The 18159-nt window shown below is 45.1% G+C and carries 7 protein-coding genes; all 7 read left to right on the top strand.

Annotation, left to right across the window (positions count from 1 at the left end):
• Window positions 1-381: 381 nt before the first annotated feature.
• The 7 genes from LWL52_RS20210 to LWL52_RS20180 all read left to right on the top strand — a co-directional run bounded on the left by LWL52_RS20210 (window position 382) and on the right by LWL52_RS20180 (window position 17985).
• The gene (locus LWL52_RS20210; RefSeq protein WP_242923765.1) at window positions 382-3648 is read left to right on the top strand and encodes a SusC/RagA family TonB-linked outer membrane protein; all 3267 of its coding nucleotides are present in this window, start codon (window positions 382-384) and stop codon (window positions 3646-3648) included.
• A gap of 11 nt (window positions 3649-3659) precedes the next feature.
• Complete coding sequence (locus LWL52_RS20205) at window positions 3660-5093, top strand: SusD/RagB family nutrient-binding outer membrane lipoprotein (protein ID WP_242923764.1); 1434 nt, start codon at window positions 3660-3662, stop codon at window positions 5091-5093.
• 980 nt (window positions 5094-6073) lie between these two features.
• On the top strand, window positions 6074-9196 hold the full coding sequence (locus LWL52_RS20200; protein ID WP_242923763.1) for a SusC/RagA family TonB-linked outer membrane protein: 3123 nt from the start codon (window positions 6074-6076) through the stop codon (window positions 9194-9196).
• 13 nt (window positions 9197-9209) lie between these two features.
• The gene (locus tag LWL52_RS20195) at window positions 9210-10784 is read left to right on the top strand and encodes a SusD/RagB family nutrient-binding outer membrane lipoprotein (protein WP_242923762.1); all 1575 of its coding nucleotides are present in this window, start codon (window positions 9210-9212) and stop codon (window positions 10782-10784) included.
• 20 nt (window positions 10785-10804) lie between these two features.
• Window positions 10805-11782, top strand: coding sequence for a DUF1735 domain-containing protein (locus tag LWL52_RS20190; protein WP_242923761.1), 978 nt, complete (start codon window positions 10805-10807; stop codon window positions 11780-11782).
• A 1402-nt stretch (window positions 11783-13184) separates the two neighbouring features.
• Complete coding sequence (locus tag LWL52_RS20185) at window positions 13185-16484, top strand: SusC/RagA family TonB-linked outer membrane protein (RefSeq protein ID WP_242923760.1); 3300 nt, start codon at window positions 13185-13187, stop codon at window positions 16482-16484.
• 10 nt (window positions 16485-16494) lie between these two features.
• Complete coding sequence (locus tag LWL52_RS20180) at window positions 16495-17985, top strand: SusD/RagB family nutrient-binding outer membrane lipoprotein (protein WP_242923759.1); 1491 nt, start codon at window positions 16495-16497, stop codon at window positions 17983-17985.
• Window positions 17986-18159 lie beyond the last annotated feature (174 nt).

Raw genomic sequence — 18159 nt, 5'->3', positions numbered from 1 at the left:
ATATTTAATAAGTGTACAACTTTAAACGTGTTGTTGAATGATAAAAATTGTACTATTTATAGTTGTCTTGCATAAGCGTGGTATGCCTACTGATCTGCTGTGTTAAAGCTTGCCTTTTAATACAAAAAGTTTTCACCACATCTCTCCAGGTTACTGCACACTGTAAGGTTTTGCCTTGCTAAGTGACTGATTATAAAGGCTTCTTCTTTAATTGTGCGCATCTCTTCATAAGCGTAAGTTTTACAGGAAGCCAAGCAAAAGCGTCCGCTAAAATCGCAGGGTTTCACATCTCCACCGCATACTTACTTCCCCGCCCAGGAATGCCACCGGCTACCTGCACTTTAATTCTTAACCATACACTTACCTTAAACAAACAGCACAATGAAGAAAATTCTATTTCTTAGTTTCTTGCTGGTGACCGCCCTGCTGCAGCAGGCGATGGCCCAAGTAAGAGCCGTCTCCGGCACGGTGACGGATGCTTCCACAAAACAGCCCCTGCCTGGGGTTACGGTACTGGTAAAAGGTACTACTGTTGGCACTGCTACCGGTGCAGACGGTACTTATTCAGTTGGCGTGCCCGATGGCAGCAACACGCTCGTTTTTAGTTTTGTTGGCTACGCTACCACGGAACGGGCTGTTGGTAATGCCACAACCATTGATGTTGCCCTGCCGCTGGATACCAAGCAGCTCAGCGAAGTAGTGGTAACAGCCCTGGGTATTGAAAAGACAAAGAATGAACTTCCGTATGCCGCCCAGAAAGTGGGGGGTGATGAAGTGAGCAAAACAAGAGAGACAAACTTTGTGAATGCCTTGTCAGGCAAAGTATCGGGTGTTCAGATCCAGCGCAACAACAACCTGGGTGGCTCTACCAACGTGGTAATCCGGGGCTCCAAATCCATTGGGGGTAGTAACCAGGCGCTGTTTGTGGTAGATGGGGTGCCTATTGATAACTCGAATACAAATAGCAACGGTGCCGCTGACCCGCTCCGTAACCAGCAAACCGGCCGTGGTGGCTACGACTACGGTAATGCTGCAGCCGATATTAACCCGGATGATATTGCTTCGATCACAGTGCTGAAAGGAGCTGCGGCCTCGGCGCTTTACGGCTCCCGTGCTGGTAATGGTGTGATCATGATCACTACCAAAAAAGGCTCCAAGAATAAAGGCATCGGTGTTACCGTAAATGCAGGCGCTAACTGGGGCATTATTGATAACAGCACCTTTGTGGATTATCAGAAACAATATGGTGCCGGTTATGGTCCTTTTTATGGTCCTAACAGCGACGCCTACTTTAACGAGGCTGATATTGATGGCGATGGTGTGGTGGATTTTCTGCCTCCTTACCAGGAAGATGCCTCTTTTGGTGGCGCATATGATCCTAATATCCAATATTACCCGTGGTCGGCATTTGATCCGACAGCCCCGAATTACCTTCAGAAAAGACCTTGGGTGGCCGCCGAAAATGACCCGAGAACTTTTTTCAGAAACTCGCATGGTACGGCTAGCAGTGTAACAATTGATGGCGGAGGAGAGCAGGGTTACTTTAAATTGGGCTATTCCAGAAATACAGATTATGGCATTCTGCCAAACAGCCGCATCCTGAAGGACTATGTGAACTTTGCCGCATCTTATAACCTGAACACCAAGCTCACGGCTTCGGCTTCCATCAACTATACTGATATAACCGGAAAAGGCCGCTACGGAACAGGGTATGATGACAAGAACGTGGCAACCAACTTCCGGCAGTGGTGGCAGACAAACGTGGATATCCAGGAACAGGAGGATGCCTACCGAAGAACAGGCCGCAACATGACCTGGAACATCAAGAGTGCCACAAACCTGTCGCCAGCCTATTGGGATAACCCCTACTTTACCCGCTATAAGAACTATGAGAACGACAACAGGGGCCGCTTTTTTGGTAACGTAAGGCTGGATTACAAATTTGCAGAATGGCTGAATGTGATGGGGCGCATATCATTGGATACCTATGAAGAGCTGCAGGAAGAGCGCTATGCGGTCGGATCGCTTTCGCCATCCGAATACTCCAGGTTTAACCGTAATTTCAGCGAGTATAACTACGACCTGATGGCGAATTTCAACAAGGACCTGTCAGAGTTGTTCAATCTGAAAGCTACCATTGGTACCAACATCAGGAAAACGCATACCCAGTCCATTTTTGCTGTTACAAATGGCGGTTTGGTGGTGCCGGACTTATACTCACTGTCTAACTCCTTGAACCCTTTAAATGCGCCCTACGAAACGGATGAGCCGCTTCAGGTGAATGGTTATTTTGCAAGCGTTACACTAGGCTACAAGCAGCTGGCTTTCGTGGACGCCTCTTACCGGGTAGACCAGGCCTCAACCCTGCCGTCGAATAACAACACATTTACCTACCCGTCCATTTCCGGTAGCTTTGTGTTTTCTGAGCTGATGGAACCCAATTACTGGTTAACCAGTGGTAAGATCAGGGCAAACTATGCAGAAGTAGGCCAGGGTGCTCCGTTTGCCTATACCCGGGATGCGTACTTTAAGCCGGACCCTTTTGGTGGCAACACCCTGTTCTCTGTGCCCGGAACCAAGTCTAACCCAGACCTGAAGCCGGAGCGCTCCAAGAGCTATGAAATTGGTACGGAGATGTCGTTTATGGATGGCCGGGCCGGTTTTGATCTGAGCTACTATAAAACTAACAGCGTAGACCAGATCCTGCCAGTGCCGGTGTCCCGCTCCACCGGGTATGACTTCCTGGTGATCAACGCCGGGGACGTGGAGAACAAAGGTTTTGAGCTGTCCGTGTATGGTACGCCGGTAAAAACAGATGCCTTCTCCTGGACCATCAATGCCAACTGGACCCGCAACCGAAACCTGGTAAAAGACTTAGGTCCGATCCAGAATTACCAGATCGGCGCATTTCAGGGTGGCGTATCCATCAACGCTGCTGTTGGGGAGTCTTACGGTACCATTAAAGGCCGCAGCTTTGTTTACAACGACCAGGGACAGCGGGTGGTGGACGAGGATGGCTACTACCTGACAACCGCCACCTCCAACAACATTATTGGCGACCTGAATCCGGACTGGATCGGAGGCATTAGTAACACTTTCCAGTTCAAAGGGGTTTCGCTGGGCTTTTTGATCGATGTGAAGCATGGCGGCGATGTGTTCTCGCTTGATCAGTACTATGGCCAGGGTACCGGGGTGAGTAAACTGACGGCCTTTACCAACGACCTGGGTAACCCGGTCAGGAATCCTGTAGTTATAAATGCCGATGGTACTTATGCCCCAAATAGTGGGGGTTACATCTTTCCGGGTGTAAAAGAGGATGGCACGCCAAACGATACCAGAGTAGAGGCTTATACGGCCTTTGGTTACAACAGCCTGCCGCCCGCAGAATTTGTGTACGATGCAGGCTTTGTGAAACTCAGAGAAGCGACGCTTTCTTATAGTTTGCCCGAGTCTGTGGTGTCTAAATTCGGTTTGATCAAAGGCATCGATATATCCGCCTATGGAAGAAACCTGTGGATAATCCATAAGAACCTGCCGTATGCCGATCCGGAAGATGGCCTGAGCTCTGGTAACCTGACAGGCGGCTACCAAGTGGGTAGTTATCCTACCACCCGAAACATTGGTTTTAATGTTAGAGCAAGATTTTAACCCGTATCAAAATGAAAAAGCTATTTATATTCCTAGGGATCGCGCTTGCTATAGCGGCCTGTACGGATAACTTCGAGGAGATGAACATCAACAAGAAGCAGGCCACGGAAGTGCCTGCAGCCACCTTGTTATCGAATGCGCAGCGCAACCTGGTAGATGCCTTAACCACGCCCAACGTGAACAGCGGTATTTTCAGACTGCTGGCCCAACAGTGGACGGAAACTACTTATACCGAGGAATCGAACTACGATTTTGCTACTCGCAACATTCCGCAGTTCTTCTGGCATTCGCTCTACCGGGATGTATTAAGAGACCTGAAAGAGTCGAAAGACATCATTGCTGCAGACGAGTCCTTTACGGATCCGGCCTTGCAGAAGAATCAGCTGGCGATAGTAGAAATCATGGAAGTATATACCTGGACGGTCTTAGTAGATACGTATGGGGACATCCCTTATTTTGAAGCGCTGGATTATAAAAATGTGGCCCCGAAGTATGATGATGATGCTGCTATTTATGCCGACCTGTTTACCCGGCTAGATAACGCCTTGGCTTCGCTGGATACAGCCGGTTCGGGCAGCTTTACGCCTGGCGCCGACCTGTATTATAATGGTGATGTAGCGCAGTGGATCAAGTTTGGAAATTCTCTTAAACTTAAAATGGGGATGACCATTGCCGATGTGGACCCCGCAAAAGCGCAGGCCGCTGTAACTGCAGCAGCTCCGAATGTGTTTACCTCCAATGCCGACAATGCCACCCTGGATTACCAGGAAACAACCCCGAACACGAATCCCGTGTGGGTGAACCTGGTGCAAAGCGGCAGGGATGACTTTGTTCCGGCAAATACCCTGGTAGACAGGATGAATGAGCTCAAAGATCCGCGTCGGGCAGCTTACTTTACCGAATTCGGGGGTGCCGGCCAGTATAAAGGAGGGGTTTATGGGGCAAGTAACAACTTTGCCAACTTCTCGCATGTAAGCGATGCCATTCAGGCACCCGGCTACGATGCTACTATTCTGTCGTATTCAGACGTAGAGTTTTACCTGGCTGAAGCAGCTGCAAGAGGCTTTATATCAGATGATGCGGCTAGCCATTACAATGCTGCCATAACCGCTTCGATGGAAGAATGGGGCATACCTGAGGCGCAGGTAAAAACTTATCTGGCGCAACCCTCCGTTGCCTATAACCCGGGAGGGGATTTCAGGCAGCAGATCGGGTTACAGAAATGGATAGCCCTATATAACCGCGGCTTTGAAGCATGGACCGAGTATAGGAGATTGGATTATCCGCAACTTGTAGCACCCAGTACTGCCGAGTTTGATGTAGTGCCAACCCGATTCCCTTACCCGGCAAATGAGTCTCAGCTTAATAGCAGCAATTATACTACCGCCGCCTCCGCCATGGGGGGCGACCTGGCGACAGTAAAGGTGTTCTGGGACGTAAACTAACAACGCTTCTTAGCAAAGAAAAGCAGATAGATAAGAAAATACTAGGTAGTAGTCTTCTTCATTGGATAAAGGCCCCCGGTTTCCGGAGGCCTTTTCTTTTTTAAAACCATGCGTACTAGGCCTTTTACCAGAGCGAAGCCGAGAAGTATGTAAGTGCTTTTAAGAAGGAGAGGCAGAGGCCTCATATAGTTATTGATCAGAGCAGCCTTTTTCTTCTAAACAGTAGGAGCTGAAGAATATATGACAGTCATTCAAAGCAAGTAGTATGAGGTAGCGGAGGCTAAACTTCGCATGTTATTTATTTGACAAAGCGAAAGACGTGAGAAAGCATTAAATTTTATTTTTTTACAAAGCGCTGATAATTAATCGACTATATATTAAAATTTCGATTTTGTATTATGAGAATTATTTGGTGCAATTTTTTTTTGAAGGATAGGCTTGGTAATATTTTTATTATTGATTAATCTTGGTTTAAGTATTACCCTATACAGATAATATATGATAAGAATTATACCTCTTTTTACCTCTCTCCAGGTTCCCTGCTTACATGCATTCACGTCAGTTTCAGTGGCTTCTTAGATGATTCTTTTCATTACCGCTGCTTAGTAGCAGTCCAAAATTCTGGTATTTGGGTGCAAAAACCTGCTCATTTTCTGATGAATTCAAGTATGGGTGTGCATCCTGCATTATTACTTTTAGCTACTGGAAAGCGGCAGTAGTAAAGGTGCAACGTACCAGAATTTCTTTATAAAAAGCCAAAGTCATAATATGCTGCCATTATATTCAGAATGCTATGAAATGTTTATTGCGAACATCTATTGGCAGGTAGTTTTTTCCAAAATTTTCTCCATACCTGAGTTCAAGTGCTTATAATATTCATTTGCAACTGCCGGTTCATATGCTTTGCCAACAAGGTGGCCTTTGGTTACCTGTGTTTTTTTATTAATAATTTTTAACACTTACCTTAAACTAACAGCACAATGAAGAAAATTCTATTACTATGCTTCTTGCTGGTGACAGCCCTGCTGCAGCAGGCCATGGCACAAGTAAGAACCATCACCGGTAAGGTGACGGATGCCTCCACAAGTCAGCCCTTGCCCGGGGTAACGGTACTCGTTAAAGGCACAACGGTGGGTACAGCCACAGGCGGTGACGGGTCGTATACTGTTAATGTGCCACAAGGCGGTACGACTCTCGTTTTTCGTTTTATTGGTTATGCTACAACAGAACGTGAAATTGGAAATGCTACAACTGTAAATGTTGGTTTAGGTGTAGATTCAAAGCAACTAAGTGAAGTTGTTATTGTTGGAGCAGGTGGTATTGAGCGACAGGTAAAAGAGCAGGGTTATAATACAACCACAATCAAAACCCAGGAGCTAACGCAAGGTAAAACTCCAAACATTGCTACTGGCTTAACAGGTAAAGTTGCTGGTTTACAGATCAACGCGATCGGCAGTGGTGTAAATCCAAACGTTCGGGTTACCCTACGTGGTATGCGTTCATTGACTGGTAACAACGAAGCTCTCATCGTATTGGACAATGTAATTGTGCCAAACGAAGTTCTGGGAAATCTAAACCCAGAGGATATCGACGCTGTTACTGTGCTTAACGGTGGTAATGCTGCCGCTCTTTATGGTTCTGATGCATCCAATGGTGCAATTCTGATCACTACTAAGAAAGGAAAAGCAGGCGTAAACAGCGTGACGGTTTCTCACACTACTACGTTAGAAGAAATAAGCTTCTTCCCTAAACTGCAAAATAAGTTTGGATCAGGTTCTGCTGGTGGTGAGCAGACGTATGTACCTTACGAAAACCAGCAGTATGGTCCTGCTTTCGATGGTTCAATGGTACAGATCGGTAAGCCATTAGCAGATGGATCAATTCAAACTGTCCCTTACTCTGCACGAAATGATAAATACGATTTCTGGGATACAGGTGTGCAGAATCAAACAGACTTCTCACTTTCTTCTGGGAATGACAAATCTACGTTCTATGTTGCCGGACAACGCCTGGATGTAACAGGTACTACACCCGGAGACAAGTTTGATCGTACTTCCGTTCGTATCAATGCAAGCCATGATCTGGGTAACAAATTAAAGTTAAACTTTAATAGTAACTATACTCAGAACAACTATGATATAACTACGCAAACAGCAAACATGTTCGATGCGTTGTTACAGACACCTGCACACATTCCTCTTACTCAGTATAAGGATTGGAGAAATAATCCTTATGCAAACCCTAACGGTTATTACAATGAATATTATGATAACCCTTATTTCCTGATTGATAATTACCGTCAGGATGTGCGCAATAATTACCTGATTGGAAATGCAGAGCTAAAGTATGCCCCCCTCAACTGGTTGGACTTAACTTACCGTGTTGGTATAACAAACAGAGTATCCAATACCAAAAATAAGGTGGATATGTTTACGCTTTCCGATTATACAAAGGGTATCTCTTCAAGTAAGTATGATGAAGCCGGTTCTGTGTCTGATAATACTTACAACTCAACCCAGCTTAACTCAGACTTCCTGGCCCAGTTCACAAAGGATGTTAATGACTTCTCTTTCAAAGTGATTCTTGGACAGAGTATCCGATCAAACTATTCTAAGTCAATAGGCATCTATGGTAATGGCTTAGTAAACCCAGGTCTGTTCAACATAAGCAATCGTGTTGGTGAACCAGGGGCTTCCGAGGGTAACTATGAGGCTCGCCAGATAGGTGTTTTCGGAGATGCAACTATTGGATTTAAAGATTATTTGTTCCTGCACTTTACAGGACGTAATGACTGGACTTCTATTCTTGCAAAAGAAAACAGATCTTTCTTCTACCCTTCCGTTGACATTGCTTTCACCGCAACAGAAGCAATTTCTGCTTTACGAGACAATGAGATCTTAAATCACTTAAAGTTAAGAGCCGGCTGGTCTAAAGTAGGTCAGGTGAACTTAACTTCTTCAAGAACCACATTTGGTGCTTACCAGTTACAGCCTACATTTGCTCCAACAGGAGGTTTCCCATACGGAAGCCTAACCGGCTATTCACTTGATGATAGAATTGTTTCTCCTAACCTGAAGCCAGAAATGACGACAGGGTATGAGTATGGTTTTGATGCTTCATTCCTGAATGATCTTGTTTCAACAAAGTTTACTTATTATCAAACAAATACAGTAGATCAGACTGTTGCGACAGGAGTGTCAAGGGCTACAGGTTACTCCAGCTACCTTGTAAACACTGGTGAGACGCAAAACAGAGGTGTAGAAGCTTCCTTAAATGTAACTCCGATTAATACTGAAACTTGGGGACTTACTTTAGGTGGTAACTATACTTATAACAAGGGAGAAGTGCTTTCAATCTCTTCCGACCTAGATAATATCCAGTTATCCACCGGTGGAAATGCTCAAGTTTATGCCGTTGCTGGTCAGGCTTTCCCTGTTATTATGGGTACTGACTATGTGCGCGATGAGCAGGGTAGAATTATTGTAGACCGTGTTACTGGTTATCCTACAGCAGCAACGGGGTTGAAGATGCTTGGACATACCGAACCGTTGCATCGTTTAGGCCTTAATATTGAGGCAAGATTTAAAAGCTTCCGCTTTACTTCCCTTTTTGAGCACAGAGGTAACTTCTACAGATACCACAATGGTGGCTCAACATTTGACTTTTCAGGTTCTTCCGCCAGAAGTGCGCAGTATAACCGTGACCGCTTTGTAATCCCTAATTCTTCTTTCTTAAATCCTGAAACTGGGCAGTATGAAGCTAATACAAACATAACTGTACAGGATGGTGGTGCCGGGTTCTTCGCAAATGGTGACTACAACATGTCTGTAGCTTCAAACTATGTGACCAGAGGTGATTATTGGAGATGGCGTGAAGCTTCCCTGTCTTATGATTTACCAACCAGCATATTGGGAGCTGTAAAGTTCGTAAAAGCTGCCAGCATCAGTGTACAAGCTCGTAACTTAAAACTTTGGTTACCTGAATCTAACCAGTATACAGACCCTGACTACAACTTCTCAGATGGTAATGCCATTGGTATCACCACTTTGGGTCAAACGCCGCCAACACGTTACTATGGCGCAACAGTTTCAGTAACATTCTAATTAGAAGACTATCATGAAGAGAATATTTAAATTTTTTATACTAGGAACGATAGCTCTGTCAACGGTTTCATGTGAGCATTTTTTAGATATCAACGAGAACCCAAATCAGGCTATTGAATCTACACCGCAGCAGGTACTTCCTAATGCATTAACAAATACTGCTGCTACAACGGTTACTTATAATGACTATGGCTCATGGCATGTAGGTTACATCGTGAATGCTGGTGGTTTTGGTGGTTGGGGATCTGTACTAACCTACAATTATACTACAAGCGACTATAATAACCTTTGGAGTACAGCGTACGATAATTTGAATGACTACAAGTATATCGAAACTACGTCTCAAGGTAAAGAAGAGCTAGCTTATTATGATGCAATTGCTAAAATCATGATTGCATATAATTATCAACTTCTGGTTGATACTTATGGGGATGTTCCTTATACAGAAGCACTGCAAGGGAGTAATAAAGTTACTCCTGCGTATGATAAAGCTGATGCCATTTATCAGGATCTTATTGCAAATAAATTAGATTCGGCACTTTATCTAATCAATAACTCCGAGAATGCAGGTGCTATCAAATCAGGCGATGTAATGTTTGGAGGAGATATGCAAGAATGGGAGCGTTTTGCCAATACATTGAAGCTAAAGGCATTGGTTCGTATTTCAGAAGTACCTTCTTTAGCCTCTTTTGTTAATCAGGAGTTTGCTTCATTCAACGCAACTACTAAATTCCTGGAGGAGGATGCAATTGTAAACCCTGGCTATGCTGCTAGTGCAGGAAAGCAGAACCCGATGTGGGAACGCTACCATAGCAGCGCAACCGGTACTGCAGCAGGTAGCGGGCGCTCACGCATCCCAAGCAATTTTGTGTTGGATTTCTATGATGGCACCAAAATAGAGGATGAGGCTAGAGGTGCTGTAACGTACATTAACTTCCCAAAGCCACCAACCAATACGCTGGGCGATGAAGATGCTGATGCTCCAACAGCGCCTTCTAATAATATTGCATGGTTTGTAGGGGCTGGTACAGGTAGCAACGCAGCTAATACAGTCGGTATCTTTAAAGGCCGGTCCATGGGGCAGCCTTTGATGTTAGCTGCTGAAAGCTACTTCTTGTTAGCGGAAGCCTATGCAAGAGGCCTGTTAACAGGTGATGACCAGGCTGCTTTCAACACAGGAATTGAGCGCTCTTTTGAATATCTTTATAAGAACGTGAACGGAAATGTGGAAAGTGGGTATGATCCTGCTGGTGATGCTGCGGCCTACATTGCGGCTAACGCTGGCGAGCCGTTAGTGGATTATACAGCTGCAGGATCTGTGGAGAAGAAAATTGAGGCTATTATAACACAGAAGTATATAGCGCTTAATTTTATTCATGGCCATGAAGCCTGGAATGAGTATAGAAGAACAGGATATCCTGCAGTAACTACTGGTTCTACATTCGCTTCTATTAAATCTGCTTCATCAAGAGCTGATAAACTTCCAGTGCGTGTATTGTATCCAGCTTCAGAGTACCAGGTAAACCCTAAAAATGCTCCTTCTGGTGTTAACGCATTCAATACTCCAATCTTCTGGGATTTAGATTAACCAAATTAAGATCTATCAAAATGAAAAAATTCAAAAATATATTCTTAGTTCTGCTGGCTGTAATAGGACTTTCATCCTGTGTTGATGAAGATCCTGTGTTCAATCCTGACGATTCAGCTAATGTAGTAGAGTTTTATAGCGCTACTCCAATCAAATCGTCATTAGGAGCTGTACATCCATTGTATGTGAACTCCTTTGAAATAAAGCCAGAGGTGGACTTTCCTGTAGTGATCAGTTATTCCGGTGCTGAAGTGGCATCAACAGATATTACAGTTAATTTGACTGTTGATCCTGCAGCGTTAGACCGTTACAATGCATGGGATAATGAAACCAATGACCCTGATGATGAAGCTCTGGATTTCGAGGTATTGCCGGCAAATTTTTATAGTATGCCAACCACAACGGTTACCATACCTAAAGGTGAGCGCAGAGTTACCCTTAATATCAAGCTAAAGACCGATCAGTTTGACTTGACTAAAAAGTATGCTTTGCCACTTACTATCTCAGCAACTAACCATGGAATAATAAGCGGTAATCACCAGACTGCAATTTATTCAGTTGGGGCGAAAAATAAGTATGATGGTGTATATGCTGTAACTGGAACAATGGTGGATGCAACCAATGCGGCCTTTGTTGGATATTATCCCAAAGAGGTTGAATTGATCACAGTAGATGCAAACACAGTAGAATATAATGACTCAGGAGAACATCTCGCGGGACATATATTCGATACAGGAGCTGGTGCAAGCTATTATGGAAGCTTCTTGGCACAGTTTAACTTCGATGCACAGGATAATGTGGAAAGCGTTGTAAATGCTTATGGACAAGGCGCCGGAGCTAACCTAAGAGCTGGTAAAGTAGGTGTTGGTGTGAATAAAATGACATTCAAAGCCGATGGTACTCCTGATAAATTAGAGGTAACCTATATCATGGTTCAACGCGGAGCGGATAGAACCACCTGGACTGAAACGTATAAATACCTAGGGCCTAGAAAATAAGCTCTAAGTACATTCCCTTAAAAGAAACTGCCCAGCATGGGCAGTTTCTTTTTGTATACTAACTAATAAGTCTCTGCAGGATATATGCCTGACTTGCATTCACTGAGTTAAACCTACAAAGGAGGTTGCTTGTGTAGGTCGGGTCGTTGATGTTTACAGTCGGCAGTGGTTTTGATTATAATGAGTTAACAGAGGCTAATGTATGGAGACAGAAGATCGGTGCACAAAAATGGATCGCTCTTTAAAATAGAGGGTATGATGCCTGGACTGAGAAGATTAGATGCACTAACTTTATTACCTCCAATTGCTGATCTCATAGTTCCTACCAGAGTAATCTATCCAATCAATGAGTAGGCTCTTAATGGTGCTAGCCGTTCTGCAGCTGCTTCAGCGGTTGGTGGTTATGCAAGCGCTACAAAGCTGTTCTGGGATGTTTAGTAGATAAAATTAAAGTAGATAGATAAGATTACTAGGTAGTAGTTTTCTTCAATGGACAAAGGCCCCCGGTTTCCGGGGGCCTTTTCTTTTTTGAAACAGAATGGGAGCTATGCTAAAACCTAAGTCAGGCTATCTTAGAGAAAGAACGCTTGCAGAGATAGGATTCGCAAAGGAGGATAAGCGCAAATGACCTGCCTATAAAGAAGCTCTTTTCTACACCTTTTGTTTATAAAGTCAAAAAAATATTATCTAAATTATACTTATTCTCGTACAAGCTACCAAAATTTACCGCCGGGTTGCTTTCTGTTAATATCCTTTGCCTAGCAAATATTAACAAAATTGCTTTCATGATTTAAAGATCTAACAGTCAATAGGTTGCATTTTATAAAAAAGATTTACTGTAGCTATATTCGCTTTTCAGGATATTTTTTTTTGGTTTATTGGCTTGGTAATAATTTTTTTATTGATTAATCTTGGTTTATATCTCACCTTAAACAAATAACTCATGAACAGAATTATACTCCTTTCCACCGCTCTCCGAGTCCACTGTTTTCAGTCATTTCAAGGACTTTTTAGCTAATTCTTTTTCACGTTTGCTGCGCAACAGCATGCTGATGTTCTATTTTCCTGGTGCATAACATCTGTTCATTTTCCTGTTCAGGAAGGAATGGCTGCTATCCCGAAATACGACTTTAACGGCCTGAAAGCAGCAACAAAAGGACAAACTAACCGCATTCTTATAAAGCCATTTCAAAGACCGCTATTAATTAGTAAAGGGTGCTAAAAACTGCAGTTTAGCTGCAGGAATCCTTTTGCCTGGCAGCCTTTGATGCTTGATTCTCCCTGTTTAAATACAGGGGAGGATACCTGTTTGTACCTACCTGTTCACATGCTTTGCCAACAAGGTAGCCTTTGGCTGCCTGTGTTTTAATAACCTTAACACTTACCTTAAACAAACAGCACAATGAAGAAAATTCTATTATTATGCTTCTTGCTGGTGACCGCCCTGCTGCAGCAGGCCATGGCACAAGTAAGAACCATCACCGGTAAGGTGACGGATGCTTCCACAAGTCAACCGTTGCCCGGGGTAACGGTACTGGTAAAAGGAACTACGGTGGGTACTGCCACCGGGGCTGACGGTACATATTCTGTTAACGCGCCGGAAAATAGTACCACGCTGGTATTCCGTTTTATCGGTTATACTACTACTGAGCGGGCTATTGGCAATCAGACAAACGTTAACGTAGCGCTGCCACTGGACTCCAAGCAACTGGAAGAGGTTGTGGTAACAGCCTTGGGCGTAAAGCGCGAAGCCAGAACCATTACTTATGCTACGCAGGAGGTAAAGGCGTCTGACCTGAACATCACCCAGGATGCCAACATCAAGAATGCCCTTGCCGGTAAAGTGGCGGGTGTTCAGATCAATGGCCAGGCCGGCTCCAAGCTGGGCGAATTTGGCAAGATCCGTATTAGAGGTGCTATCTCGCTTACCAGCGATGCTGACCCGCTGTATGTAGTGGATGGTGTGCCAACCGCTGACCCGAACGACATTGACATGAACAACGTGGAGTCGGTGAACGTGCTCAAAGGCCCGAACGCAACTTCGCTTTACGGCCAGCGTGCAGAAGCCGGTGTGGTCGTAATTACCACCAAAAAAGGTACTGGCGCCCTTTCTGTAGAGCTTACCAATGCAACTACCTGGGACAAAGTAGCTTACCTGCCAAAATATCAGAACCTGTACGGACAGGGATATGAAGGAGAAGGCTCTTTCGGAACTTTTGATTTTAATGCAGGTGCAGTATATGATCCTGATGAACCAGCTATACCTTATCCATCTGAATGGAGTGTTTTTGATGGAGCGCGATATGTTCTGTGGGATAACAACTACGCAGACGAAAGCTGGGGCCCTAAATTTGACGGACAGGATTATGTGCCTTGGTATGCCTGGTGGCCGGGAACAGCTGAAAACCCAAACCCTTATTTTGGAAAAACTGTTAAGTATGAGGCGCAGCCTGATAACATTAAGAACTTCTACAACACAGGCCTGACCAAAAAGAACGGCATCTCTATTAGTGGTGGCGGCGAGAAGTTTAACGCCCGTTTAGCTTATACAAACCTGCAGCAGGACGGTATTACGCCTTCTACAGATTTAACAAAGCATTTTATCAACACGAACTTTGAGTTTAATGCTACTCAGAAGCTGAAAGTTTCTTCTAACATTCGCTTTACTACCTCTGAGATCACAGGTGATTATGACGACGATTATGGCAACCAGACATCCGGTTCATTCAACTCCTGGTTTGGCCGTAACGTTGACTCGGATAAATTAAGAGAGTTAAAGAACCTGACCACACCGGACGGTTACTCGACCTCCTGGAACTGGTGGGGACCTGATTACTATACTGCTTACGGATTGCTTTCTACAGAAGGGTACTATAAACCAGCTTTCTGGTTCAACCCTTATACGTTCATGGATCAGTATCAACAAACCAGAACGAACAATAACCTGTCCGGTAACTTAACGGCTACCTACCAGTTCGACGATCATTGGGATCTGTCTGTTACCGGTTCCAGAAACCAGACAGAATACAGATATAGTTTCCAACTTCCGTTCTTTCTTTCCAACTCTGCGGCGCCAGAGCTGTACAACGCCTGGTCTAACAGTTTTGGTAAATACAACAGATCGCAGGCGGAGAATAACTTCAGTTCTGTGTTGAAGTACCAGAATGAATTCGGCGAATTTGATGTGACTGCTTTTGTAGGTGGCAACATCAGAAAGAACGATTACAAAGTGCTGTCTGCAGAGATGAACCCTGGCGCAAAAACAGGAGGCCTTATTATTCCGGACCTGTATGACTTCTCTAACGCCGGCCAGGTGCCAACGCCTTCTACTTACATGTATAACAAAGAAGTACGAAGCCTTTATGGTAACGTATCGCTTGGCTTCAGAGACATGCTTTATGTAGATGCGAGCTACAGAAAAGACTGGAGCTCGGCTCTGCCAGCTGATAAGAACGGTTATGGTTACCCATCCATCGGTACCAGCTTTATCTTCACTGAGCTGATCGACAACCATAACATCCTTTCTTTTGGTAAACTGAGAGCCGGTTGGGCCCAGGTTGGTAACGATGTGGATGCCCTTCGTATCAACCCGATCTTCCCGATCGCGGCTAAGCCATTTGAGGGGACCAGAGTGCTGATGTATCGTCCGACTATTCTGGTTGACCCGAACATTGTGCCATCCAAGAACACGTCTGTTGAAGCGGGTGTGGATCTGAAGTTTATCGACAACAGAATTGGCCTGAGCTTGACGTACTACGACGAAAGCCGAAAGAATGAGATCATTCCGGTAAGTATCTCCCGGGCTTCCGGTTACGACCAATACCTGACCAACGCGGGCGAGTCATCCAGAAAAGGTGTTGAAGTTGCGCTGGATGGTGACATCTTCCGCTCGGAGGATGGCTTTAACTGGAATGCTGCTATCAACTTTGCGAAAAATAATACCACTGTTGAGGCGCTTCCTGGCGACCTGAAGGCGATCACTGCCCCAGGCGGATCGGATGCCTATGGCTTTGCCACTGTTATTCATGAGTTAGGAAATGAATGGGGCCAGCTGAGAGGAACCGGTTTTGCACGAGATGAGAACGGTAACAAAATTCTGCAGCCAAACGGATTGTACCAGACACAGGTAAACACGTATTTCGGTAGCGTGCTGCCAGACTTTACAGGTGGCTTCCTGAACAGATTCAGCTACAAAGGCGCAACTTTAACAGCTGCTTTCGACTTCCAGAAAGGTGGCAAGTTCTTCTCCCTGACAGAAATGTGGGGCGAGTCTTCCGGCCTTTTAGAAGAGACTGCTGACCTGAACGACAAAGGAAACAATGTGCGTGATGCTGTTGCCGATGGCGGTGGTGTGCATGTGGTAGGTGTTGATGAGAACGGCGAAGCAGTAGATACTTATGTAGAAGGATACGATTACTTCACTCAGTTCTACGGTAACAGATTAGCAGAGCCATTCATCCATGACGCCAGCTACCTGAAGTTGCGTGATGTGAGCTTGTCTTATGATGTTTCTAAACTCATCAACAACAAGTATCTGAAAGGCGCAACGATAGGCGTAGTAGGTAGAAACCTGTGGCTGATGGCGGTATCCGGTGATAACAGACACCGTTGGGACCCCTCTGAAATGTCGCATACTTTTGGCGAGAACGGCCAGTTGCCAGGTACCAAGAGCTACGGCGTAAATGTTAAGCTTACTTTTTAATTAAAGAATAATGAAAAAGATACTATATGTACTACTAAGCGTTTTGCTGGTGCAAAGTCTTGTTGCCTGCGAAACCGTAGATTTCGATGATATCAACGCGAACCGGAACGGGGCTACAAAACCTTCTCCTGCGGGCTTGTTGTCGAGTGCGATCATGTCGTTCTCTAACATAACGGGAAGAGACGGTTTGATGCGGCCAACGCTGGCTGTGCAGTACCAGGCGCAGGTAACGTATACCGACGAAATGCTTTACTCAGAAGCTCCCTCTTCGTGGTATACTTACTACATCAATGTGATGGCTCCTTTGGACCAGGTTATCAAGTATAATCAGGACGAAGCCAACCAGGGCGCTGAACTGAACGCGCAGGGCGCACCAAACAACCAGATCGGAGTGGCCATGATCTTCAAAGCCATTGCCATGAAGCGCGTAACCGATACTTGGGGCGATGCACCGTATTCGCAGGCTTTCCAGGGTTTGGAAGGTATCTCACCTGCTTACGACAAGCAGGAGGATATCTATAAGACGCTGATCGAGGAACTGAAAGCAGGCCGCGATATGCTGGATGCAGGAAATGCGCTTCCTACAGGTGACATTCTTTATAATGGGGATGTAACGAAGTGGAAGCAACTGGCTAACTCGGTTCTGTTGCAAATGTCGCTACAACTGTCCAAGCGTTACCCTGAACCTTCTGGCTATGCAGCTACAGAGTTCAACAGCGCCTTAGCTGATGCGAACGGTGTAATTGATGATGTGGCCGAAGAGGCTTGGTTCCGTTTCGAAGATCAGGTAGGTTTTACAAACCCCTGGAATGCGAACAGAACGCGTGACTACTTCCTGACTGCAGAATTTGTTGATGCCATGCAAGGTGATCCGAAGGCCACTTCGTATAACCCAACCTCCAATACTACGCCGGATGCGCGTATCAATGTGTATGCTAAATCTGCTACACTAGAAGGTGTTCCTTATGGCTTCAGAAATGGCTCCGGTTCCGGTAAAAACCAGGTTTCTACCAAGAACTACTGGAATAACACCTCCACACTGCCATTGATGACTGCCTCTTATACTTACCTGAACAGAGCCGACGCTGCTGCCATGGGTTGGACAACGGAAGATGCGAAAGTGATGCTGACAAAAGGTATTGAAGCATCTTTTGCAACCTTAGAGGCACATTACGAAGTGGCAATTGCCGACAAAGCGGCTGCTTACGCAGCTAAAAGAGTTGCCGATGCTACTACAGTAGGAATCGGACAGGTAATAGCGGAAGAAAAATGGGTAAGCTTGTTCGGAATGGGCTTTGATGCCTGGGCCGAGTGGAGAAGAACCGGTATTCCGACCCTGAAGCCTGCCGCTGACTATCAGAATGCCGGCCAGATACCAAGAAGATACCTGTACCCGGTAGAGGAAGCTACCTTGAACGGAGGCGCTTATCAGTCCGGAGTAGCGGGCTTAGCGCCAGCAACAGATAACAACACCGCCAGAGTTTGGTGGGATGTTGAATAGTCTGTCCTGTTGCTAGACCTTACAAAGTAATTGGTTAATTAAAGTAGATAAACAAGAATACTAGGTAGTAGTCTTCTTCATTGGATAAAGGCCCCCGGTTTCCGGGGGCCTTTTCTTTTGTAAGAAATAAAGTTGTTCCTGCGGATAAGTTATAAAGTACAGAAAGCCTGTAAA

This window comes from Pontibacter liquoris (assembly GCF_022758235.1).
In the GTDB taxonomy this organism is placed as follows: domain Bacteria; phylum Bacteroidota; class Bacteroidia; order Cytophagales; family Hymenobacteraceae; genus Pontibacter; species Pontibacter liquoris.
The sequence above is the reverse complement of the archived record's forward strand: the minus strand, read 5'-3'. Positions and strand labels throughout refer to the sequence as shown.